15 protein-coding genes and 1 tRNA gene are annotated in these 21,389 nt (G+C 45.5%); 14 read left to right on the top strand and 2 right to left on the bottom strand.

The window, feature by feature from the left end; translation table 11 throughout:
- The first annotated feature begins 7 nt into the window (after nt 1–7).
- A complete protein-coding gene (locus HMPREF0868_RS05260) occupies nt 8–3,985 on the top strand; it encodes a DNA polymerase III subunit alpha (RefSeq protein WP_012993669.1) in 3,978 nt (1,325 codons plus the stop codon).
- A gap of 61 nt (nt 3,986–4,046) precedes the next feature.
- Here HMPREF0868_RS05260 and HMPREF0868_RS05255 read toward each other — a convergent pair whose 3' ends face one another.
- Together HMPREF0868_RS05255 and HMPREF0868_RS05250 are read right to left on the bottom strand one after the other, a co-directional pair.
- Nucleotides 4,047–4,583 carry a phosphoribosyltransferase family protein gene (locus HMPREF0868_RS05255; RefSeq protein WP_012993668.1) on the bottom strand — a complete coding sequence of 179 codons (537 nt, stop codon included), beginning with the start codon at nt 4,581–4,583 and terminating at the stop codon, nt 4,047–4,049.
- Nucleotides 4,584–4,690: 107 nt separating this feature from the next.
- Nucleotides 4,691–4,765 (bottom strand) — tRNA-Trp (locus tag HMPREF0868_RS05250).
- Between the two features lie 384 nt (nt 4,766–5,149).
- On the opposite strand from HMPREF0868_RS05250, the gene trpS reads away from it, so the two are divergent.
- The 13 genes from trpS (at nt 5,150) to acpP (ending at nt 21,301) form a co-directional block, all read left to right on the top strand.
- Nucleotides 5,150–6,148 (top strand): tryptophan--tRNA ligase, encoded by a 999-nt coding sequence (gene trpS / locus HMPREF0868_RS05240; protein ID WP_012993666.1) that lies wholly within the window; start codon nt 5,150–5,152, stop codon nt 6,146–6,148.
- Nucleotides 6,149–6,174: 26 nt separating this feature from the next.
- Entirely contained in the window at nt 6,175–6,636 is a 462-nt protein-coding gene (gene rnhA / locus HMPREF0868_RS05235; RefSeq protein WP_034574544.1) for a ribonuclease HI, read from the top strand.
- Nucleotides 6,637–6,682: 46 nt separating this feature from the next.
- Nucleotides 6,683–7,258, top strand: coding sequence for an NUDIX hydrolase (locus tag HMPREF0868_RS05230; RefSeq protein ID WP_012993664.1), 576 nt, complete (start codon nt 6,683–6,685; stop codon nt 7,256–7,258).
- Nucleotides 7,258–10,737, top strand: coding sequence for an FtsK/SpoIIIE family DNA translocase (locus tag HMPREF0868_RS08790; protein WP_012993663.1), 3,480 nt, complete (start codon nt 7,258–7,260; stop codon nt 10,735–10,737). Before HMPREF0868_RS05230 ends, HMPREF0868_RS08790 begins: the two co-directional genes overlap by 1 nt.
- 81 nt (nt 10,738–10,818) lie before the next feature.
- Nucleotides 10,819–11,688, top strand: a complete 870-nt coding sequence (gene folD, locus HMPREF0868_RS05220; protein WP_012993662.1) for a bifunctional methylenetetrahydrofolate dehydrogenase/methenyltetrahydrofolate cyclohydrolase FolD — start codon at nt 10,819–10,821, stop codon at nt 11,686–11,688.
- Nucleotides 11,673–13,016: a competence/damage-inducible protein A gene (locus HMPREF0868_RS05215; RefSeq protein WP_012993661.1), complete on the top strand. Its 1,344-nt coding sequence runs from the start codon at nt 11,673–11,675 to the stop codon at nt 13,014–13,016. Before folD ends, HMPREF0868_RS05215 begins: the two co-directional genes overlap by 16 nt.
- Nucleotides 13,006–14,862: a murein biosynthesis integral membrane protein MurJ gene (gene murJ, locus HMPREF0868_RS05205; RefSeq protein ID WP_049779009.1), complete on the top strand. Its 1,857-nt coding sequence runs from the start codon at nt 13,006–13,008 to the stop codon at nt 14,860–14,862. Before HMPREF0868_RS05215 ends, murJ begins: the two co-directional genes overlap by 11 nt.
- Before the next feature lie 133 nt (nt 14,863–14,995).
- The gene (gene recA / locus HMPREF0868_RS05200; protein WP_012993659.1) at nt 14,996–16,147 is read left to right on the top strand and encodes a recombinase RecA; all 1,152 of its coding nucleotides are present in this window, start codon (nt 14,996–14,998) and stop codon (nt 16,145–16,147) included.
- Complete coding sequence (locus HMPREF0868_RS05195; RefSeq protein ID WP_012993658.1) at nt 16,147–16,974, top strand: regulatory protein RecX; 828 nt, start codon at nt 16,147–16,149, stop codon at nt 16,972–16,974. Before recA ends, HMPREF0868_RS05195 begins: the two co-directional genes overlap by 1 nt.
- Entirely contained in the window at nt 16,971–18,332 is a 1,362-nt protein-coding gene (rimO, locus tag HMPREF0868_RS05190; RefSeq protein WP_012993657.1) for a 30S ribosomal protein S12 methylthiotransferase RimO, read from the top strand. The genes HMPREF0868_RS05195 and rimO overlap by 4 nt, the downstream gene beginning before the upstream one ends.
- 16 nt (nt 18,333–18,348) lie before the next feature.
- Nucleotides 18,349–18,942: a CDP-diacylglycerol--glycerol-3-phosphate 3-phosphatidyltransferase gene (pgsA, locus tag HMPREF0868_RS05185; RefSeq protein ID WP_012993656.1), complete on the top strand. Its 594-nt coding sequence runs from the start codon at nt 18,349–18,351 to the stop codon at nt 18,940–18,942.
- A 21-nt stretch (nt 18,943–18,963) separates the two neighbouring features.
- Nucleotides 18,964–20,934: an ABC transporter substrate-binding protein gene (locus tag HMPREF0868_RS05180; RefSeq protein ID WP_041705692.1), complete on the top strand. Its 1,971-nt coding sequence runs from the start codon at nt 18,964–18,966 to the stop codon at nt 20,932–20,934.
- 127 nt (nt 20,935–21,061) lie between these two features.
- Complete coding sequence (gene acpP, locus HMPREF0868_RS05175) at nt 21,062–21,301, top strand: acyl carrier protein (protein ID WP_012993654.1); 240 nt, start codon at nt 21,062–21,064, stop codon at nt 21,299–21,301.
- Nucleotides 21,302–21,389: the final 88 nt, after the last annotated feature.

Genomic DNA, 21,389 nt, shown 5'->3' with positions numbered 1-21,389 from the left:
TCGGGGCATGGCAGATTTTGTTCATTTGCATATGCATACGGAGTACAGCCTGCTCAGCGGGGCTAATCGAATCAGCGAACTGCCGCGCCGCATTGCTGAACTTGGCATGTCAGCCTGTGCCATTACCGACCATGGAGTTATGTACGGAGCCTTAGAATTTTATCAGGCTTGTCGTAAAGAAAATATAAAGCCGATTATCGGCTGTGAAGTTTATGTTGCGCTGAACGGGCGATTGGCCAAAGACGGAGTGGCTGATCGCCGGACGGCGCATCTTATTTTATTGGCAGAAAATAACTGCGGCTTGCGAAATTTAAATAAGTTGGTTACGCTCAGCTATACGGAAGGCTTTTATGGTAAACCACGGGTAGATCATGAGCTTTTGGCACTCTATCACGAGGGCTTGATAGCTCTTTCAGGTTGTATCGAGGGAGAGATACCACTTGCACTGCGGCGCGGTGACTTTGCTGGAGCCTGTGAGCTGGCGCGGCAGTATCAAGATATTTTCGGGTCGGAAAATTTCTTTTTGGAAATGCAGGCGACTGGGCTGCCGGAGCAGAATATGGTTAACAGTGGTTTGATCCGCATAGCCAAAAAACTTGGTATTCCACCGGTTGCCACCAATGATTGTCATTACATGCAGCAAACTGATGCTACGGCACACGAAATATTGCTTTGTATTAAAACAGGTAAAAAGCTTAACGATGAGCATCGCCCTCGTATTGGTTCCGATCAGTTGTACATCAAAAGTCCGTCCGAGATGGCTGCTGCTTTTCCTGATTTGCCGGAAGCTCTGGCCAATACCGTGCGTATTGCCGAACGCTGTAAGGCGGAGTTCGAGTTCGGCGTTTTACACCTGCCTAAATTCAAGCAACCGGAGGAGTTCTCCGATTCGGTAGCTTATTTGACGACCAAATGCCGTGCAGGACTGGAACGAAGACTTGCCCAAGCTGCTTTTGCTCCGCGGGAAACTTATGAAGAACGCCTGAAATATGAATTGTCCGTTATTAATTCAATGGGCTATACGGATTATTACCTTATTGTTTGGGATTTTATTGATTATGCCAAGCGCAACGGGATTTTTGTCGGACCTGGGCGTGGATCGGGCGCAGGTTCATTAGCTGCCTTTTGTTTGGGGATAACCAATATCGACCCCTTGCGCTATAATCTGATTTTTGAAAGATTTTTGAATGCCGAACGTGTAAGTATGCCGGACTTTGATATCGACTTTTGCTTTGAACGTCGCCAAGAAGTGATTGATTATGTTTATCGCAAATATGGTACGGAGCGGGTTTGCCAGGTGATAACTTTCGGGACAATGGCTGCCAAGGCTGTGGTCAGAGATGTTGCCCGAGTGTTGGACTACCCATTGCCGGAAACTGATAAGCTTGCCAAAATGATCCCCGGTGTTTTAGGTATGACCTTGAAAAAAGCCTTAAATATAAATGCCGACCTAAAAATGCTATATGAGAAAGATCCGCAGGTAAGGCAGCTGATCGACTATGCTCAAATTTTAGAAGGTTTGCCGCGACACGCCTCAACTCATGCGGCCGGGGTGATAATTTGTGGGGAGCCGGTAGTTAATTATGCACCGCTGGCCAAAAATGACGAAGCTTTGGTCGTGCAATATACCAAAAATTATATTGAAAGCATCGGTTTATTGAAATTTGATTTTTTGGGTTTGCGTACTCTCACGGTCCTGCGAGATGCGGCAGCGGCGATTAAGGTAAATTACGGCCGGGAAATTGACTTTGATCAGTTAGATTTGGCAGATGAAAAAGTTTTCAATATGTTAGGGCGTGGCGAAACGGACGGGGTGTTTCAATTGGAAAGCTCTGGCATGACCTCTTTCATCAAAGAGTTGCGTCCGACTTCTTTGGAAGACATAATAGCCGGTATATCCTTATATCGTCCTGGCCCTATGGAGCAGATTCCACGTTATGTGGCGGCTCGGCATAATCCTGCTTTGATATCTTATGACCACCCGTTGTTGCGGCCTATTCTGCAAGTTACTTATGGTTGTATCGTATATCAGGAACAGGTTATGCAAATTGTGCGGGATTTGGCTGGTTTTTCCATGGGGATGGCTGACATCGTTCGCCGTGCCATGGCCAAAAAGAAGCCGAAAGAGCTGGCCACTTATGAAGGCTTGTTTTTATTCGGCGGACATGATTTCAAAGGAAATAAGGTTCCGGGCTGCATAGCTAATGGGGTTGAAGAAAACGTCGGCCGCAAGATATTCAACGAAGTTTTAGCTTTTGCTGGTTATGCATTTAATAAACCGCACGCGGCATCTTATGCGATTGTCGCCTATTATACGGCTTGGCTGCGCCTATATTATCCTACGGAGTTTATGGCGGCGATTTTAAACAGTTTTATCGGTGATTTAAGCAAAGCAGCGCACTACGTCCAAGCTTGCCGGCAACTTGGAATTGAAGTTTTGCCGCTGAATGTAAATTACAGCCAAGTTAAGTTCGCCACGGAAGGAAAAAACAAAATCCGCTTTGCCCTAGGTGCAATAAAAAATGTCGGTTTTGGGGCGATTCGAGAGGTGGTAGCCGAACGTGAGGCCAATGGTTTATTCAAAGATCCCGGCGATTTTTGGCGGCGGACAGCTAATCTCAGTCTTAATCGTAAAATGCAGGAAAGCCTGATTAGAGCTGGAGCTTTGGATTGTTTTAACATCGACCGGGCGCGTTTGCTTACGGCTGTCGTCACGTATTTAAATACGGTCTCTGCCGGTTCGGGTTCCTGTTTGGCGGGGCAGTTTTCTTTGTTTGATGGTCCGGAGGGGGAGTCGATAAGCGTGGCTGAGCCGGTTTACTTGCCGGTTAAAGCGTTTTCTTCTTTGGAAAAACTTATGATGGAGCAGGAGCTGATCGGGTTGTATCTGACCGGGCATCCTCTGGCTGATTATCGAGCGCAAGTTGCCGCTTTTTCTGTCGCGGACAGCTCTTGGCTCTTGCCGAGCGTTGATGAACAGGGGCAGGTGATTGATGAACGGCGGGCGGCTGACGGCGACAGTGTTAAATTTATGGCATTTGTTCTGTCGGTTACAGAGCGGATCACCCGGCAAAGCACCAAAATGGCCAGGATTGTTGCTGAGGATTTTATTTCTCGGTTTGAAGTTGTTGCCTTTCCTAAAGTGTGGGAAAGACTGGGCAGAAGTCTGAACGAGGGTGGAGTATATAAGCTGTACGGGCGGGTGCAGCGGCGGGACGAAAGCGAAAATGCCTGTCTTATTTTGCAGCGAGCTGAAAGGGTGGATGAGCTTGTCGATAAGTCGTTACTTAGTGGCTCTAGCGGTTCTGGTGAAGCTAACCGCGGCTCCGGTGGCTCTGGCTGTGGTACTCAGAACGATGGCAGTAACGGTGGCCCTGGGACACTTAGCGGTGACTCTCTTGTCGCTGACACTCAGGGCAATGGCGGTCCTGCTGAAAATACTGACCTACAAGCGTTGAATACCGCTCGCGGTGAAGCAGACTGTATGGCAACGGCAGAGTTTTTACGCCATCCGGCCACCGATGTGGCAGATAACGCGCCGCCCGAAGTTTACGCTAAATTGGCAGCTGCTCTAGCAGAGCCGGTTGAACCGCCTCACATTCCACCGGTGCCGCATCCGGACGACATCGCCAAAATTAATAAAGCAAAAGTGGCCAAGAGACATGTGGCAATCAGCGGCTCTCATGCAGCGGCAACCAACGTAACCACCCACGATGCGGGCTACAGTTTGATTTGCCGCTATGAACCGCAGGTAGATCCACATAAACTGCAAAAGCTGTTACTTCTGTTCAAGGCGCATCCCGGCAAAACACCTACGGCTGTTTATGTTGTCCGTACGGCTAAATTGGAATGTTTGCCAACAGTTTATCACATAAAATTAACCCCCGAATTTATGGCTGAATTAGCCGAATTCTGGGGGTTGGACAATCTTGAAGTTAAATTGGCTGATACCGAAAAGTTTAAAAACGATACACCGAGTAAGTAGAATCGTGTAAGCGAAACTCGTAACAAACCAATTTAAGTAAAACCGCGTAAGGCAACCTAATTTAGTTGAACAGCGGGATGTATTCCAAATAGACGATGTCTTTGCGATCCCTAGCTGCGCCTTCGGCAAGTATAGCAGCTTTGGCAACGACTTCGCCTCCGGCCTGACTGACCAGTTTTTCCATAGCCGCCAGCGAATCACCGGTTGAGATAACATCATCAACGATAATAACTTTTTTGCCTTTCAAAGCTGCCGCATCAGCGCTGTCCAAGTATAGTACCTGGGGAGTTTGCGTGCTTATGGAATGCACTTCAACCGAAATAGCAACTTTCATATATGGCTTGGCCGATTTGCGAGCAACGACGTAGCGCGGCATATTCAAGCGCAAAGAAAGTGCGTGGGCTATGCTTATACCTTTGGTTTCCGCGGTGAGCAAGATATCCGCTTGGGGCAACTGCTTAGCCAATAAATCAGCGGCGGCGGTGCATATTTCCGTGTCCCCGAGACTGACGAATAAGGCTATCTGCACATTGGGGGCAACCCTAACTAAAGGAAGTTGTCGGGTAAGATTGCCGATTTTAATTTCATAAGTGGACATAGTTTTTCGCCGAACCTTTCGGTACAGCTACTGGCCTCCATTCATATTCTACTTGCATGAAACAAAAATATAACCGTTTTGATCATGCTTATCAAAACGGTTATTTTTGGCAGGGGAGACGCGATTTGAACACGCAACCGGCGGTTTTGGAGACCGCTGCTCTACCGTTGAGCCACTCCCCTATGCACGACTGCCTTGTATTATATCCGCATTATCTTTTCTTGGCAAGAGTTAATTTACTAGAAAATAGGTCAATTCATGTCAGATTTTGTGAGTCGAAAACTTATAGTTGTAGCGATTTTTAGCGCTGCTGGATATAATTTGCTAGATAAAAATTTCTGCAACAAATTTCTGGGACAAAACGATGAAAGAGGCATAGCGATTAGAGCAGTAACTTGCGATAATTTATCAAAATTTTGCTTAGTCATGGTAATTGATGCTTTTTAATCATTATATATAAATTTAAATTAAACTATCTTAAAAATTGGGGATAACTATTTTATTATCCGTCCAAATGTGCTATCATTTTAACAAAATTTATTTTAACAACTGGTTTGAGGTGAAATATGCAAGACGTAGTTTTAACGGGTGATCGGCCTACCGGTCATTTACATATCGGACATTATGTAGGATCTTTACGAAATCGCGTGGCCATCCAGGATAAATACGACCAAACGTATGTTATGATCGCAGATTTACAGGCCTTATCTGATAACGGGGATAACCCGGAGCTGATCAGAAACAATTTACTTGAGGTAGCCTATGACTACTATGCGGCCGGCATCGATCCGAGTAAAAATACGATTTTTGTCCAATCCATGATTCCGGAATTGACGGAATTTTTGAATTTCTATCTGAATTATGTCACTCTGGCGCGACTTAAGCGCAATCCGACTGTAAAAGCGGAGATGAAACAAAAGAATTTCAAGGAAGACGTGCCAGCGGGATTTTTAGTTTATCCGGTGAGTCAGGCGGCGGATATAACTGCTTTCAATGCTACGTTGGTGCCGGTCGGTGAAGATCAGCTGCCGATGATTGAGCAGACAAATGAAATTGTTCGTTACGTACACAACCATTTCAGTGAGGATGTACTGGTTGAGTGCAAAGCCGTTCTCTCTGAAGTAGGTCGTTTGCCGGGTATTGATGGCAATGCCAAGATGAGCAAGAGTCTCGGAAATTGTTTGTATCTTTCCGATGAAGCTGATGTAATTAAGCAAAAAGTTATGAGTATGTTTACCGATCCTAACCACATTCATGTTGAAGATCCGGGAACAGTTGAAGGTAATACCGTATTTACTTATTTAGATGCTTTCGATCCTGATAAAGAAAAACTTGCCGAACTTAAAGCTCAATATCGCCATGGTGGACTGGGAGATGTCAAACTTAAACTGCGGCTTAACGAGATCTTGCAGGCGGAACTTGCACCGATGCGCGAACGCCGCAAGGAAATCTCCGCCCACCCCGATGAGGTGTTGCGCATGCTCAAGGAACACAGTTTGCGTGCTCGCAAAGTCGCGGCAGAAAATTTAGTCAAACTTAAAGCGGCGATCGGGATCAATTATTAGGTCCGTCTGTGTCTGTAATGGAAAATATGATGAAAGTGACGATTTATACAGACGGAGCTTGTTCTGGTAACCCGGGGGCCGGCGGTTGGGCGGCCGTGCTGATGGTGGCGGATCGCAAGAAAGAGATCAGCGGCTATGAAGCAACTACGACCAATAATCGCATGGAACTGCAGGCAGTTATTGAAGCTTTAAAATGTCTGAAATTCAGTTGTGAAGTCGATTTGTACAGTGACAGTGCCTATGTTGTCAATGCTTTCAAGCAGAACTGGCTGGGCAACTGGCAGAAAAACGGTTGGAAAAATGCCGCCAAGCAAGATGTGAGTAATAAAGATCAATGGCAGGAATTATTGCGCCTGAGTAAATTACATCGCATAACTTGGCACAAGGTGCGCGGGCACAGCGATAACATATATAACAATCGTTGTGATGAACTGGCGGTGGCGGCGTATAAAGAGGCTGGCAAAGCAAGCAAAACGGGTGAAAAATGAATGACGGTTCAGCCGTTAATGTTGTTCAACCTTGAACGGAGGAAAAATGGAAGTAATCAGTTCTAATGAAGCGGTAGGTCGTGAAACTACGCGAAAAACCGAAAAAATATTCGTCGGGAAAGTGTTCACAGTTGAAAAATTAAGGGTTGAACAACCTAACGGACGATTGGCTGATCGGGAAATTGTACGGCATAACGGTGGGGTCACCATCTTGGCTGTAGATGCCGATGATCAGGTTTATTTTGTACGCCAATATCGTAAGGCGGCAGAAACGGTAATGTTGGAACTGCCGGCCGGAAAACTTGAATTGAATGAAGATCCTCTATTCGCAGCCAAGCGCGAGTTGTCCGAAGAAACCGGTTTGCTTGCTGAAAATTGGCGAAAATTGGGTGAAGTTTATGCCACACCCGGCTACTGCACGGAAAAGCTATACTTGTTTGCTGCAACTAATTTGTCGGCCGGAGCGGCACATCCGGACGAGGGTGAGTATGTCGACGTTATCAGGATGCCGTATGAAGAAGCGCTGCAACGAATTCAAAATGGCGAATTTACTGATGCCAAGACAGTAACGGCATTACTTTGGTACGACAAATTTTATCGCAACCCTCAACGGAGGAATTAATGGCCGGACGGAAAGAACCACAAAAACTTAATTTGTCGCGAGAAGTAACCGGGCTGATTTTGCTTGCTTTGGGAATATTTATGGGGCTGGTTTTCTTTTGGCCGCATAGTCGTAGCGGTGCTTTGGGGGCATTTTTTTATGATATCGCGCGAGGAATATGCGGACCGCTGGCTTATGTTCTGCCGTTCTTTTTGATTTATTCTGCTGTTGAACAGTGGCTTGATCGAGTAGGAAGTTCGGCAAAATGGCGCAGAATTCATTTTGCTTTATTGCTGCTGCTGATTGCCGGGAGTATCCAGCTTTTAACCTTGGATCACAAGGCAGCATTTAAGCTGGCGGTAAATGAGCAAGGCGAAGCCTTGGCTACGAAATTTATTCAAATCATATGGTCGGTGAGTGCGGACAACACGGCGGTGAAAGGTTTGGAAACTGCTATCGGTGCCGGAATTCTGGGCGGTTTGCCGGCGGCCGGTATTTTTGCTTTGACCGGCTATAGTGGTAGTCTGATTTTTTATTGCTTTGCCATAATTGCCGAAGTTATTTTGCTTTTCAATATTTCCATCAGTCGCTATGTGCGTCAAGCTCATGCCGCGGCCGGAGAACATAAATTGCCCGAATTGTCGTATTTGCTTAAGGCTGGGCGGGCAAACAAGGGGCGTGTGGCTGTGGAGGAACAGACGGACATTGGTCGGGCAAACAAATCTGGAACGAATGCCAGTACCGAAGGTTATGCAACTGGCACGGCGGGAAAAGATTTACGTGGCGGCAGGTTTGGCACGTACACAGACGGCTTTGCAATGCCGTGGGATGGATCGGAAAGCGCAGAAGAGGCTGGAGCAGCAGTCGGAGGTGTCCTTGTCGGAGAACGTGTGGGCGGCGACAGTGTTGGTGGAGGCCGGGCAGTCGGAGAACATGTGGACGGCGATAGTGTTGGTGGAGGCCGGGAAAATACTACGAATGATTCTGGCAGTTACCGTCTGGCAAATGAAACCGTGGACAAAACCTGGGGTTCGCCATTCGGGACAAATCATTGCCCCCCGCCTGAGCAGTCTACTACGGTGAATAGGCCAAATATGGCGACTAAACATAATAATTGGTCGGACGTAAACCCAGCCAATTTTTCTGCCCCACCTACTCAAACTACCACCGTTGAAGCTGAAAATAATAACGATGATGAAGGTTTTTGGGGAAAGTTACCGAGTTGGCTGCTGAAGAAGGATAAGCGGGATGATAGACGCAGCAGTGCTCCAAACAAAATGAATTTTACTGAAGGCGAAACATTTGGTTCCGACTCCAATCATTTAAAATTTGAGCCAATAAAAACTGATACTGTTGTCTTGCATGAGGTTAAAATTGATAAAATAATCAATGCTGCTGATGCTTGGAATCAAAGATCAGCCATATCCGAAAAAGACCCTCAATCGTCGGGAAACGAAAATGAAGCTGAGCATGATGTTGAGCATGAGAGCGAGGTTGAGCATGAGGGCGAGGTTGTTTCTACACCCGAACCTTCGCCAGAAAATGCTGAAGAACGTGAAATTTCAAATGATTGGGAACCTGGTATGGAACTGTTCCCAGCACCTTTGCGCGTTGCCCCTGAAGTAATGCCATCTGCTTCTGAGAAAAAGGATACACTGGGTGGGGATGTCATAACGGATGAAGCCGAAGTAAATGACATAAGTTCAGGAGACGATATGAGTTTGTCGCCGACAAAACTGCCGACTGTCCTGCGTTTTGCGGCTGCCGCTAAACCTACAGTTGAACTAAATCACATAGCTGCGCCAAGCCCTACGCTTGCATCCAACGATGATGAGCCAGCAGAAGTAAACAACGTAACCAATATCGTTGTTTCAAAAGATAACGGAGGAACGGATTTAGCCTCATCAGAGAATCACGGTGAACTCAGAGAGGAAAATGCCGACTCTGGTGATGCCGTTATGCCGACCGCCGGGGCAGCAGCATCTACAGCTATGCCGGCCGCTATGAAAACAACCAACGCGGTAAAGCATGTTTATCCGGCTGAAAAAGAGTACAAATTTCCGCCGCTAGAACTGCTTAAACCGGAAAAGCCGACTGAAGGGATTAGTCAAGCCAACAAAATTAAAGAACTTTCGGAACGCTTGGAAACTACTCTAATGAGCTTTGGCGTAAAGGCAAAAGTTATCAATGTTACCCACGGTCCGTCCATCACCAGATTTGAGTTGGCACCGGCCCCCGGAATAAAAGTCAGCAAAATTGTCGGGCTATCGGATGATATTGCGCTGAGCCTGGCGGCTGTGAGTGTTCGTATCGAAGCTCCGATCCCCGGAAAGCCTGCCATTGGTATCGAAATCCCGAATAAAGAAACTCAAGTCGTCGGTCTGCGCGAACTTCTGGCCGATCCCGCTTTCCGCCGGGCTCCTTCCAAATTGACTGTGGTTTTGGGCCGGGACATTCCGGGACAGCCGGTATTATGTGATCTGCGTAAAATGCCTCATCTGATGATTGCCGGAGCTACCGGATCAGGTAAGTCTGTATGCATAAACTGCATCCTGATGAGCATTTTGTATAAAGCACATCCCCGCGACGTAAAATTGCTGATGATTGATCCAAAAGTCGTTGAGTTAAAAGTTTATAATGGTATTCCACATTTGTTGGCTCCGGTGGTCACAGATCCTAAAAAAGCTGCCAATACATTAAATTGGGCAGTCAACGAAATGGATCGCCGTTACCGTATGTTTGCTGAACACGGGGCTAGAGATTACGATTCGTACAGTCAAATAGCTGAAAGTGAAGATCTTGAGAAAATACCGCTGATTCTTTTGGTTATTGATGAATTGGCCGATTTAATGACTACCTGCCCGAATGAGGTCGAAGATGCGATTGCTAGATTGACAGCCATGGCTCGTGCGGCCGGAATTCATTTAATTATCGCCACCCAACGTCCGTCGGTTGATGTAATAACCGGAGTTATCAAGTCGAACATACCGTCGCGCATTGCTTTTGCCGTTTCTTCACAGGTCGATTCGCGTACGATTTTAGATTCGGCAGGTGCTGAGAAATTGCTGGGAAAAGGTGATATGCTCTATAATCCGCTTAATTTGCCCAAGCCGATTCGTGCTCAAGGTGCTTTTGTTTCGGACAAAGAAGTCGAGACGGTGATTGCATTTCTCAAAGCGCAGAATCGGACGGAATACGATGAGAAAATTGCCACCGAAATTGAGACAGCGACTATAAACAGTAATTCAAGTAAAGCTAATGCTGAAGACAGTGGGGACGATTTATTGCCCCAAGCCGTGGAGATAATTTTGGACAATGGTTATGCTTCGGTTTCGATTTTACAACGCAAGATGAATATCGGCTACCCGCGCGCCGCCCGGTTGATTGATGCTATGGAAGAATTGGGTTATGTTGGTCCTTTTGAAGGCAGTAAACCGCGCAAAGTAAGGCTGACGCGAGCGGAGTGGGAGGCACAGAAGGCGGTCGAACGCGGCGAATAATTGTTTGAACAGCAGCGTAATACCATAGCAAAAAAACATTTTTAATATCATTTAAATCGCTATTTAATTAACGGAGATGAAATGGAACATTTAATTTTAGACGGCAAAGCATTGGCCGCAAAAATACAGTCTGAACTGAAACAAAAAATTGATGAACACATGGCAGCCGGCAGTCGGGCGCCCGGCTTGGCGGTTGTGCAGGTAGGCGAAAATCCGGCTTCAACTGTCTATGTCCGAAATAAACAACGCGCCTGTGAAAAAGTTGGAATTAAATCTTTTTCTTATAACTTGCCGGATTTACCGGCATCGGAAGGAATGCCGGCGTTACTTGCTTTGATTGAGGAGCTTAATGCCACTCCGAATATTGATGGAATCTTATGTCAACTCCCACTGCCGGATGGCTATGATGAGCAACTTGTTATAGAACATATAAGTCCGAGTAAAGATGTAGACGGTTTCCATCCTTTGAATCAGGGAAATAATCTTCTTGGCCGTCCAGGTTACGTCCCTTGTACGCCTTACGGGATTATGATGTTGCTGACAGCGGAAAACATTTCTCCAGAAGGAAAGCTAGCAATTATTATCGGACGCAGCAATATTGTCGGCAAGCCAATGGGCCAATTGTTGTTGCAAAAAAATGCCACTGTTATTCAGGCACATTCCAAAACAAAAAATTTACCTGATTTATGTCGTTTAGCTGATATAATAGTTGTGGCGGTGGGCAAGGCCTCGTTTTTAAAAGCTGACTGGGTTAAACCCGGCGCCGTGGTTATTGATGTCGGTATTAACCGTCTTGAAGACGGCAAGCTGTGCGGCGATGTCTCCTCTGATATTGCCTCGGTAGCCGGATATTACACACCGGTTCCGGGTGGCGTCGGACCCATGACGGTAACCGCATTGCTGCATAATACATATACGAGTTATGTGAGGCGCTTATGCTTAAATCAGTAAATGAACTTTTACCCAAAAAGGGTGTTGATGAAACTATTGAAAAGGTGGCCCTTTTAACCAGTGGCACTGAGTTGTTGATGGGGCAGATTATTAATACGAATGCAGCTTATCTGGCTGGAGAACTAAATAAACTCGGTCTTACTTGTCAATATCAGCTTGTCGTAGGGGATAACGAGGAGCGTCTGCTTGACGCTTTGAACAAGTTGTGGAAAGTGGCGGATTGCGTTATTTTAACCGGTGGTCTTGGACCTACGGAGGATGATTTGAGCATGGCTTGCGCTGCCAAAAATTCCGGGTTCAAGCTGACCTTTGATCCGGAAGCGGCGGCAACAATCGAAGCTTATTTTAAACGGTCCGGCCGCAATGTACCGCAAAACAACTATAAGCAAGCATATTTGCCTGGCGCCGAGGCTGGCTTTGCCTTGCCCAACCTCAACGGGACAGCACCGGGGGCGATCTGGCGTTTTGTGCACGATAATAAACTATGTCATTTGATTCTACTGCCGGGGCCCCCGCTTGAGAACAAGCTCATGTTTACCGAATATGTCAAACCGTATTTGGCTGCTCGTTGTTCGACGATTTTGCGCAATTTGTTTTTCCGCATGGTAGGCATCGGAGAATCGCAAGTTGCTGCAGAGCTGGAAGATTTGATTACGACACAGACCAATCCTACTTTGGCGACATATTGTTCGGTAGGTGAAGTAAAACTTCGTCTGACGCAAAATTGTCACTCCGATTCTGACTCTGAACTGATACCAGCGCTTGCTGATGTTGTACGTTCTAGACTTGGTAAATATATCTATTCAGAGAAGGACGAGAGTTTACCAGAAGTTATCTATAATATTTTAAAGCATCGCGGTGAATCCTTGGGATTGGCTGAATCGTGTACAGCGGGAGCAGTAGCTGCCGAACTCGGCAATATCCCGGGTGTATCACATGTTTTTAAAGGTTCATTGGTAGCCTACAGCCCCGAAATAAAGAAAAATGTGTTAGGTGTGCCGAAAGATATTATTGACCGTGACGGTGTGGTCAGTGCTGCTTGTGCTGCCTCTATGGCGGAGCATGCTCAGAAATTGCTAAATGTTTCGATAGCAGGAGCTGTTACCGGTTTGGCGGGTCCTACGGGTAGTGCAGTACAAGATTCGACAAATGCCGCTGCGTTGGGTAAAGCGGAGCCGCCGATTGGCACAGTATTCGTTGCTGTGACCTATCGGGGCAGAACCGTTGTGAAGCATAATCTTTTTTCAGGCAGCCGCGCTAAAGTAATCGCTTGGGCGAAGATGACTTTGCTCGGACTTATCTGGCATTGCTTAAACGATGAAGCATAATCGGAATAGTTTGCCGGAGATACGGCGCATAAGCACCGAAACATTTTTGGCCGAGGCTGGCACAGTCGGCGGAGCAAACGCGTCCGTTAGGCCGGCCGCGACTGCCGCCATGTCGAATGTGCCCGATCTCGCCGGACGCTCCGTTAGGCCGGCCGCGACCGCCGCCATGTCGAATGTGTCCGATCTCGCCGGACGCTCCGTTAGGCCGGCCGCGACCGCCGCCATGTCGAATGTGCCCGATCTCGCCGGACGCTCCGTTAGGCAGGCCACGACCGCCGCCGAGCCATCCCATTCCCGCCGCCTAGGCAAGATTTCCCTGATCGTGATGCTTGCCCTATTGCTTACCAAAGTAACTGGGCAGTTGCGTCAGATACTGATCGGAATCCGCTTCGGCTATGATACTCCTTACGCCGATGCTTTTACTCAGGGATTTTTAATTCCAGATTTCATATACACACTGTTAATCGGTGGAGCTATCCAAGCGGCGATAATACCGTATTTGTCCTCCTCCATCGAGTCCGGCCGTGAAAAAGACGGGTGGCGGGCAGTCAGCTCATTTATCACCTTCATGGCAATATTGATGGGTAGCATATTACTTATCTGTGAAATATTTGCCCCATTAATCATGCAGTATTTTACCACCTCCACCTCCTACCAAATGGCGGTTACTGCGGCGCGGGCATTGTTGCCACAAGCATTTTTCATGATGCTGGCCGCCTTGCTCATCGGAATTTTAAATACATATAAAAAATTTATAACTACGGCCTTAACCCCGTGCATTTATAACAGCTTGGTGTTGCTAAGTTTGCTAGTTTTGGCGAAACGAACCGACGGAGGTGTTAAGGCGGCGAGTGTGGGAATTACGGCGGCAGCGGCGATTTATTTCCTCATACAGCTTTTTTCGGCTCGGCGTGAAATAACAAATTTTCGCCTCGGCCTTAATTTAAACAAGCCGGAGGTACGTGAACTCTTTAGCCTAGCTGTTCCGACCCTTGTCAGTGCATCCATACCATATTTTTCATCTTTTTTGATCAGCTCTTACTACAAATATTTTGCAGATGGTACATCTTACGCGTACAGCAATGCAATAAGCACGTGGCAGCTGCCTTTCGGAATCGTTGTTATTGCGATTACGAACGTTACTTTACCGCATTTAGCCGAATTGTTTACCAGAAAAGATTTTTCTGGGGCGAGCAAAATGATCAGTACCGGCCTCCGCTCGGCCTTGCTGATAATAATTCCGGCCGCTCTTTGTTTCGGCATTATGCGACAAGACGTAATTGCCGGTATCTTCCGTTGGGGTAGAGCCATGTCCTCGGATTCCGTCAACTACACAGCACAGATTTTGCGATGGTATTGTCCGGTGATGGTAACGCATACGGTAACATATTTTCTCAATAACGTTTTTTACGCCAATCACAAAACTTGGGTGCCGATGGCTGGAGCGGCGTTCAACCTCCTAATGCTTTTTATTTTTACGCGTTATACATTTGCACATACCGGTTTCGGCCCTGAAAGCATGGCGTTTTCCTTTGCGTTAAGCTCATTTGCCTCGACCATTCTTTTACTCGTTCTGATGGCCATATTTTTCCCTAAAATCAAGCTTTTGCATTGGCAGCATTATGCGGTTATTACAGTATTCGCGACAGTGGCTGCCGGCGGTCTGCTATGGCTGTGGCAAACTATAAGCGGAGATATCCAACCAACACATAAATTAAGTCAGCTGCTATATTTGCTGGTGCGGGCTGTGTTTGCCTATGGAATATATTTTTATGTTGCCAATATATTTGGCATAACTGAAGTTAGATATATCAAGCAAAAGGTTTTCAATAAATTTAAAAAATGACCGATTTAGCTTTATATTTAGGCTTCATTAAAGCGACAATGTAGAAAATTGTCGCATTTTGTTCCATGAAATAAGCATAATTATGCTATAATTTACTCAATTACGATGACGATAGTTAAATACGGAGGTATATATGGCAAAAGCAGAAAAAAAGATCAAGTCCAAACAAGAGGTTAAACCGATCGCTCAGAATGAACGTGCTAAAGCTTTAGAGATTGCGCTTGACAAGATTGAGGAGCAATTCGGCAAAGGCTCGATTATGAAGTTAGGGGAGCAAAGTGACACTGATGTACGAGCTATTTCCACTGGTGCCCTAGCCTTAGATATAGCTCTTGGAGTTGGCGGACTGCCCCGTGGCCGAATTGTTGAGATCTATGGACCCGAGTCTTCCGGTAAGACGACTGTCGCCTTGCACTGCATAGCGGAGGCACAAAAAACGGGTGGTACGGCAGCATTCGTTGATGCCGAGCATGCACTTGATCCTATTTACGCCGAACACCTTGGTGTCAACATAGATGAATTACTTGTATCACAACCGGATACAGGAGAAGAGGCGTTGGAAATAACGGAAGCTCTGGTACGCTCCGGTGCGGTCGATATTATAGTTATCGACTCAGTTGCTGCCCTTGTGCCTAAAGCGGAGATTGACGGTGAGATGGGAGACAGCCATGTTGGCTTACATGCGCGACTTATGTCTCAAGCTTTGCGAAAACTGGCCGGCATTATCAGTAAATCACAAACTGTGGTTATTTTTATTAACCAGTTGCGCGATAAAGTAGGCGTCGTTTATGGTAGTCCTGAAGTAACCACCGGTGGTCGGGCCTTGAAATTCTACGCATCGGTTCGTATTGATGTGCGCAAGGGAGAGACTATCAAAAACGGTAGCGATTTAATAGGTAATCGTACCAAAATAAAAGTTGTGAAAAATAAAATGGCCCCGCCGTTCCGTGAAGCTGAATTTGATATATTGTTCGGTGAGGGTATCAGCCGTGAGGGTTCAATTTTAGATGTAGCAACCACACTTGGAATTGTTAAACGCAGTGGAACTTGGTTCTCCTACAATGATTTGCGCTTAGGACAAGGAAGAGATAATGCTAGAACCTATCTGAAAGAAAATAAAGACTTGTGCAATGAAATTGATCAGGCGGTGCGTGAATCCCTCCATAACAGTAACCATAAAACAACCGCTGAAACTACCGGCGATGATGATCACCCCGGCGAGACGGCAAATGCTTCAACCGACACCCCCGACTTGGATGATTTGCTCGGCTTGGATGAAATCTAATGAACCTTGCGCCTGAATCGGAACCCGGCAAAAACCGTTTGCCTAGGGAGACAAGAGCTGTGAATATGGGCAATGAGCGGACGACGACTGCGGCAAAGCGAGAAAGCAAAGCTCAAACGAAGGCTACGGCAGGGATGAATGAAGGCTTTAAACGTGCTGATTCAGGCTGTCCTTTCGGCCGATCTGCCGAAGAATTTATTCAACGACACGGGTTGAAGCTGGCCGTAGCTGAAGATACGGCTCAGATCAGCCGTAAATCTAATTCGTTGCCTATGCCGCAGACGGAAACCGAGTACATGCAAGCTAGACAAGCGGCATTTATTTACATAGGAATAAGCTTACGCAGCAGTGGAAAAGTAAGAGAAAAATTATGCCGCCGTGGTTTTGGTGACGGTATAATTGAGCAGGTTCTGCAAGATTTAATAAATGAAAAATACATAGACGACTTGCGGTTGGCTCGAAATAAGCTGCGTCTACGTCGGTCACGTGACGGTGAGAGCCGCCTTATGTTGTATCAGCGATTGCTGCGTGCCGGAATCGAGGCTGATTGTGCCGCGACGGCAATCGACGAACTGCCTCAAGACGATGAAACGACGGCCGTGGCATATATACGCAGCCGTTTTTGCCGGGAGGTTGCGGTTTGGCGATCCGAAATGGAAGCGGCAGAGGCTATGCCGAGTGCGATACATGAATATAATATATCAAATAAGTTTTTTTATCGCCCTGATGTAGTTAAAGTTGTTCGCAATATTATAAGACATGGATTTAAACCTGATACGGCCATACGCTCATTACGATTTGTTTTACAGGAGAATACGCAAATATGAATAGAGGAAACATCAACGTTGCGCTTGTTTCGCTCGGTTGTCCCAAAAATCTGGTTGACTCTGAATATATGGCCGACCGCATGGCCAAAGCTGGTTTATGCCTAGTTGATGACCCGGCCAAAGCCGAGGTAATAATAGTAAATACGTGCGGATTCATTGAAAGTGCCAAAGTTGAAGCGATAGATACTATTTTGGCCATGGCCGAATATAAAACCGATAAATGCAAATATCTTATTGTCACCGGCTGCCTCTCGCAGCGCTACCATGGTGATATGAAAAAAGATTTGCCGGAAATTGATGCCATTCTCGGTGTTGGTGCTTACGGCGAAATTGTTAATGCTATTGACACTTTATATGAACGTGATGCCGCAACCATTGCCGAAGCAGTGCCGTTTTGTGAGGTGCGCCGTGGTCACACCACTGATCACTTTGTCAATTTTCGCACACCGTCAACTGGCAGCTTTGCCTACTTAAAAATAGCGGAAGGCTGTTCCAATACTTGTGCGTATTGTGCAATTCCGGGCATTCGCGGCCACATGATTTCACGTCCGATGGAAGATATTACGGCGGAAGCGGATAACTTATTGCAACAAAATGTAAAAGAGCTGATTATCGTGGCGCAAGATACCACAGCCTACGGTGTTGATCTTTATAAAGAACGCAAATTGCCGGAACTTTTACAAAAGATTTGTGCTTTACCGTACGACTTTCATATCCGCCTGCTTTACTGCTATTCTGATGGGATGACCGAAGAACTGCTGACAGTCTTGGCTGATGAACCAAAAATTTGCCACTATATCGATATGCCGATTCAGCATGCCAGCGATCATGTACTCAAACTTATGGGGCGAAAAGATACTAAGGAAAATATATACAGAATAATGCATACATGGCGCCAACGTATTCCTGATATAGTTTTCCGCACAACCGTAATGGTCGGTTTTCCCGGCGAAACCGAGGCTGATTTTAATGAGCTTATCCAACTGATAAAAGACTTGCGCTTTGAGCGTTTAGGCTGTTTTGAATTCTCGCCAGAAGAGGGAACCAAAGCCGTGCGCATGCCAGATCAAGTGCCAGCTGAAATAGCTAAGCAACGCTATGAAACTTTGATGGAAGTGCAAAATAAAATCAGCCAAGCCTTCAATGAAAGCCGCCTGCACACCATCACAACGGCCAGAATAGAAGGTATAACGGAGGACGGCATATTTTATTTAGGTCGCAGTTATGCCGAATCGCCGGACATTGACCCAATGCTGTATATATTGGCCAAACAGCGTGAGCTCAACCCAGGCGAAATGGTAAAGGTTGAAATCATCGAAGTTGATGCTTATGATATTACTGCTGTAACTTTTGAATAATTAGCTGAGGTGAAGTATGAATCTACCAAATAAATTGACAATTATGCGTTGCATTTTGACGCCTTTCGTGGTTCTGTTCATGATTCCGATTGCGACACTCAATACGAGTAACCCTTGGAATATATTTATCGGCAAATACGGTATGGTAATTGCCCTGATTTTGTTCGCAATAGCCTCAATAACTGACCATTTAGACGGAGCCATAGCGCGCAAATACGGTTTAATTACCAATCTAGGCAAATTTTTAGATCCAATTGCCGATAAAATCCTTGTATTGGCCGTATTGATTGCTTTTGTTGCTTTGGGAGTTGTTCATACTCTAGCTCCGATAATAATTTTGTTCCGAGAGTTTGCGATAACCGGGGTGCGACTGCTCGCCATAGAGAAAGGGAAGGTCATTGCTGCGAGTAATTTGGGCAAATTAAAGACGGTTAGCCAGATTATAGCACTTATAATTTTAATGCTTTACAAAATTACCGAAGCCTTATATCCGGCATTTTCCCTACCATTATATGTTATCGGTCAAACGGCATTGTGGATCAGTGTAGTATTGACCTTGCTGTCCGGTTATGATTATATTAGGAAATCAAAGGATTTGTTCCTTGATTAATAAAATTTGTGGAGGACGAGTATGACCAAAAAACTTTTAGCCTTGCTGCTAAGCTCTGTTATTGTTCTCGGGTTGGTTGCCGGTTGTGGAAACAGTAACAAAGACGCTGAAAAAGGTGAAGAGGAAAACAAAGCTCAAGCTGCTATAGACAGCATTCCTGAAATGATGAGCTTAAAAGAGGATCCGATGGAAGCTATTCCGCAAGCCGAGATACTGGCTAAGGTTCCCAAAACTGAGCCTAAAGGACAAATTGTTTTCGGATCGGCGACGGAACCTGATGAATATATAATGGACGGATTTACCAATCCAAGCCCAAATCTGATGGCTCGCCAGATGATGTCTGGTTATTCAACATTTGTTTACGATAAAAACAATGAAATTGTGCGCAATAATGTAGTTCTTAAAGACTTTAAACGCACAGAAAATCCGGACGGTAGCGTAACTTTTGAAGAAGAAATTTACGATAACCTTAAATGGTCTGATGGCAAGCCGATAACCGCAGAAGATTATGTATGTGGTATGTTGTTTTCATCTAACAAAGTGTTAGAAGAAATCGGTGCCAACGCTACTACTGGAGATAATTTAGTCGGTTTCAAGGAATTTCATGACGGTGATGGCACAACCCCGTTTAAAGGTGTAAGGCTGTTGGACAAATATAAGTTCAGCTTTACTCTGGATAAAGAACAATTGCCTAACTACTATGAGTTTAGCTTAGGTGCTACGGCGGCTCCATTCCCGGCGCATGCCACAGGTCTTGACTTGAAAATTGTTGATTCCGGTAATGGTGCGGCCTTTGCTAAGCCCCTAAATAACGAAGAGCTAAACAAAAAATTGATGGCTGCAAATACAGGCTTTGCTTTTACTTATCCGGTTACTGACGGACCGTACAAGTTCGTTGAGTTTGATAAGGCGAATAAAGCATTGATTTTGGAAGCCAATCCGGAATTCTTAGGAACATTCGATGGATGGAAACCACAAATTAAAAAGGTTATCATTAAATTTTCCCAGGACAAAATCATGGTTGATGAATTGGCCAACGGTTCAATTGATGTCATGTCGGAAGCCTCCGGTAAAACTTTAATTGAGCAAGGCTTAAACAAGATGAAAGAATCTAATGGGAAGATCGATGTTCTGAAATTTGACCGTAACGGTTTTGGATTGATAGATTTTGCTTGTGATGTCGGAGCTGCTCAGTTTAAGGAAGTTCGTCAGGCGATAACATACGCCATCAATCGTACGGAACTCGTTAAAAAGTATACCGGCGGTTACGGTAAGCTTGTTTATTCCGCGTACGGATTGGCTCAGCCTGAATATAAGGCCAATAAAAAGTTGTTTGATGAGAAACTGAATCCATACAATTTTGACCTTAACAAAGCCAAAGAAGTTTTGGAGGCAGGCGGTTGGACCTTAAATGCCAAAGGCGGCAAATTTGTTGAAGGAACCGATGATGTGCGTTATAAAAAGCTTGATGACGGTTCGTTGATGGCCTGTCAGATCAATTGGGCCAACACATCCAGCCCGGTTGCCGAACTGCTTAATGCTGAGCTTCCGTCTAATTTAGCTAAAATTGGAATAAAGCTTAATTCGGAACAGGTTAACTTCCCGAAAATGCAAAAACATTTGCTGGCACCGATAGGCAGTGAAGACCGCAAAAAGTACAATATGTACGTTCTGGCGACAGGTTTTTCCATCATAAGCCCGTACTGGTATTACTATTCACCCGATCCGTCCTATCGCAGCTACAACCAGGTGCAAATTAAGGATGCTGACCTGTATGCTCTTACGTTGAAGATGAAAGCTACCAAGCCGGGAGATAAGAAAACTTGGTACAAGCTTTTCGGTGAATTGCAGCTTAAACTGAATGATTTGATGCCGTCTATTCCGCTGTATTCGGACCAATATCATTTGTTCTATAATACCAAAGTTAAGAATTTGAATATGTCATCCTTGGTAAGCTTCGGGCGCGCCGTAGTTTATGCCGTTAAGGACTGAGCTTGCGCTGAATAAATTTAATAGTTATACGGTTGATTAAGACGGGAGGCAATGCCTCCCGTCTTTTAGGGTTGACATTTTTTGCAGCATAGATAAAAATGTTGATAACAAAACTCTGGAGGTTCATATGAATAAAGAACAAATTTTAGAAACAGTTAAGAGCATTTTGGTTGAACAGCTGGGAATTGATGCCGAGGAGATCAAACCAGATTCAAATTTTATTGACGATTTGAGTGCAGACTCATTAGATATAGTTGAACTCGTTATGGCCATGGAGCAGGAATTTGGGGTTTCTATTCCAGATGAAGAAGCGGAAAACATTAAAACCGTAGGTGACGCGGTAGACTACATAAAAGCTAATATTTGATAATGCAGATAAAAAATAAAAATCGTTTAGATTTCTGGTCGTTATCAATTTAAAAACCCCAAATAGTCAAATTTCATTAACAAATTGT

It is taken from the genome of Mageeibacillus indolicus UPII9-5 (assembly GCF_000025225.2).
Classification (GTDB): domain Bacteria; phylum Bacillota; class Clostridia; order Saccharofermentanales; family Fastidiosipilaceae; genus Mageeibacillus; species Mageeibacillus indolicus.
Note: the sequence above shows the minus strand (reverse complement) of the source record. Positions and strands in the feature narration are given on the sequence as shown.

Excerpts from the sequence above, each read along its gene's own strand:
- HMPREF0868_RS08790 (WP_012993663.1), top strand. The coding sequence starts at position 7,258 with ATGGCCGGACGGAAAGAACCACAAAAACTTAATTTGTCGCGAGAAGTA.
- HMPREF0868_RS05260 (WP_012993669.1), top strand. The coding sequence starts at position 8 with ATGGCAGATTTTGTTCATTTGCATATGCATACGGAGTACAGCCTGCTC.
- HMPREF0868_RS05215 (WP_012993661.1), top strand. The coding sequence starts at position 11,673 with ATGCTTAAATCAGTAAATGAACTTTTACCCAAAAAGGGTGTTGATGAA.
- HMPREF0868_RS05230 (WP_012993664.1), top strand. The coding sequence starts at position 6,683 with ATGGAAGTAATCAGTTCTAATGAAGCGGTAGGTCGTGAAACTACGCGA.
- pgsA (WP_012993656.1), top strand. The coding sequence starts at position 18,349 with ATGAATCTACCAAATAAATTGACAATTATGCGTTGCATTTTGACGCCT.
- acpP (WP_012993654.1), top strand. The coding sequence starts at position 21,062 with ATGAATAAAGAACAAATTTTAGAAACAGTTAAGAGCATTTTGGTTGAA.
- HMPREF0868_RS05180 (WP_041705692.1), top strand. The coding sequence starts at position 18,964 with ATGACCAAAAAACTTTTAGCCTTGCTGCTAAGCTCTGTTATTGTTCTC.
- HMPREF0868_RS05195 (WP_012993658.1), top strand. The coding sequence starts at position 16,147 with ATGAACCTTGCGCCTGAATCGGAACCCGGCAAAAACCGTTTGCCTAGG.
- rimO (WP_012993657.1), top strand. The coding sequence starts at position 16,971 with ATGAATAGAGGAAACATCAACGTTGCGCTTGTTTCGCTCGGTTGTCCC.
- rnhA (WP_034574544.1), top strand. The coding sequence starts at position 6,175 with ATGATGAAAGTGACGATTTATACAGACGGAGCTTGTTCTGGTAACCCG.
- trpS (WP_012993666.1), top strand. The coding sequence starts at position 5,150 with ATGCAAGACGTAGTTTTAACGGGTGATCGGCCTACCGGTCATTTACAT.
- folD (WP_012993662.1), top strand. The coding sequence starts at position 10,819 with ATGGAACATTTAATTTTAGACGGCAAAGCATTGGCCGCAAAAATACAG.
- murJ (WP_049779009.1), top strand. The coding sequence starts at position 13,006 with ATGAAGCATAATCGGAATAGTTTGCCGGAGATACGGCGCATAAGCACC.
- recA (WP_012993659.1), top strand. The coding sequence starts at position 14,996 with ATGGCAAAAGCAGAAAAAAAGATCAAGTCCAAACAAGAGGTTAAACCG.
- HMPREF0868_RS05255 (WP_012993668.1), bottom strand. The coding sequence starts at position 4,583 with ATGTCCACTTATGAAATTAAAATCGGCAATCTTACCCGACAACTTCCT.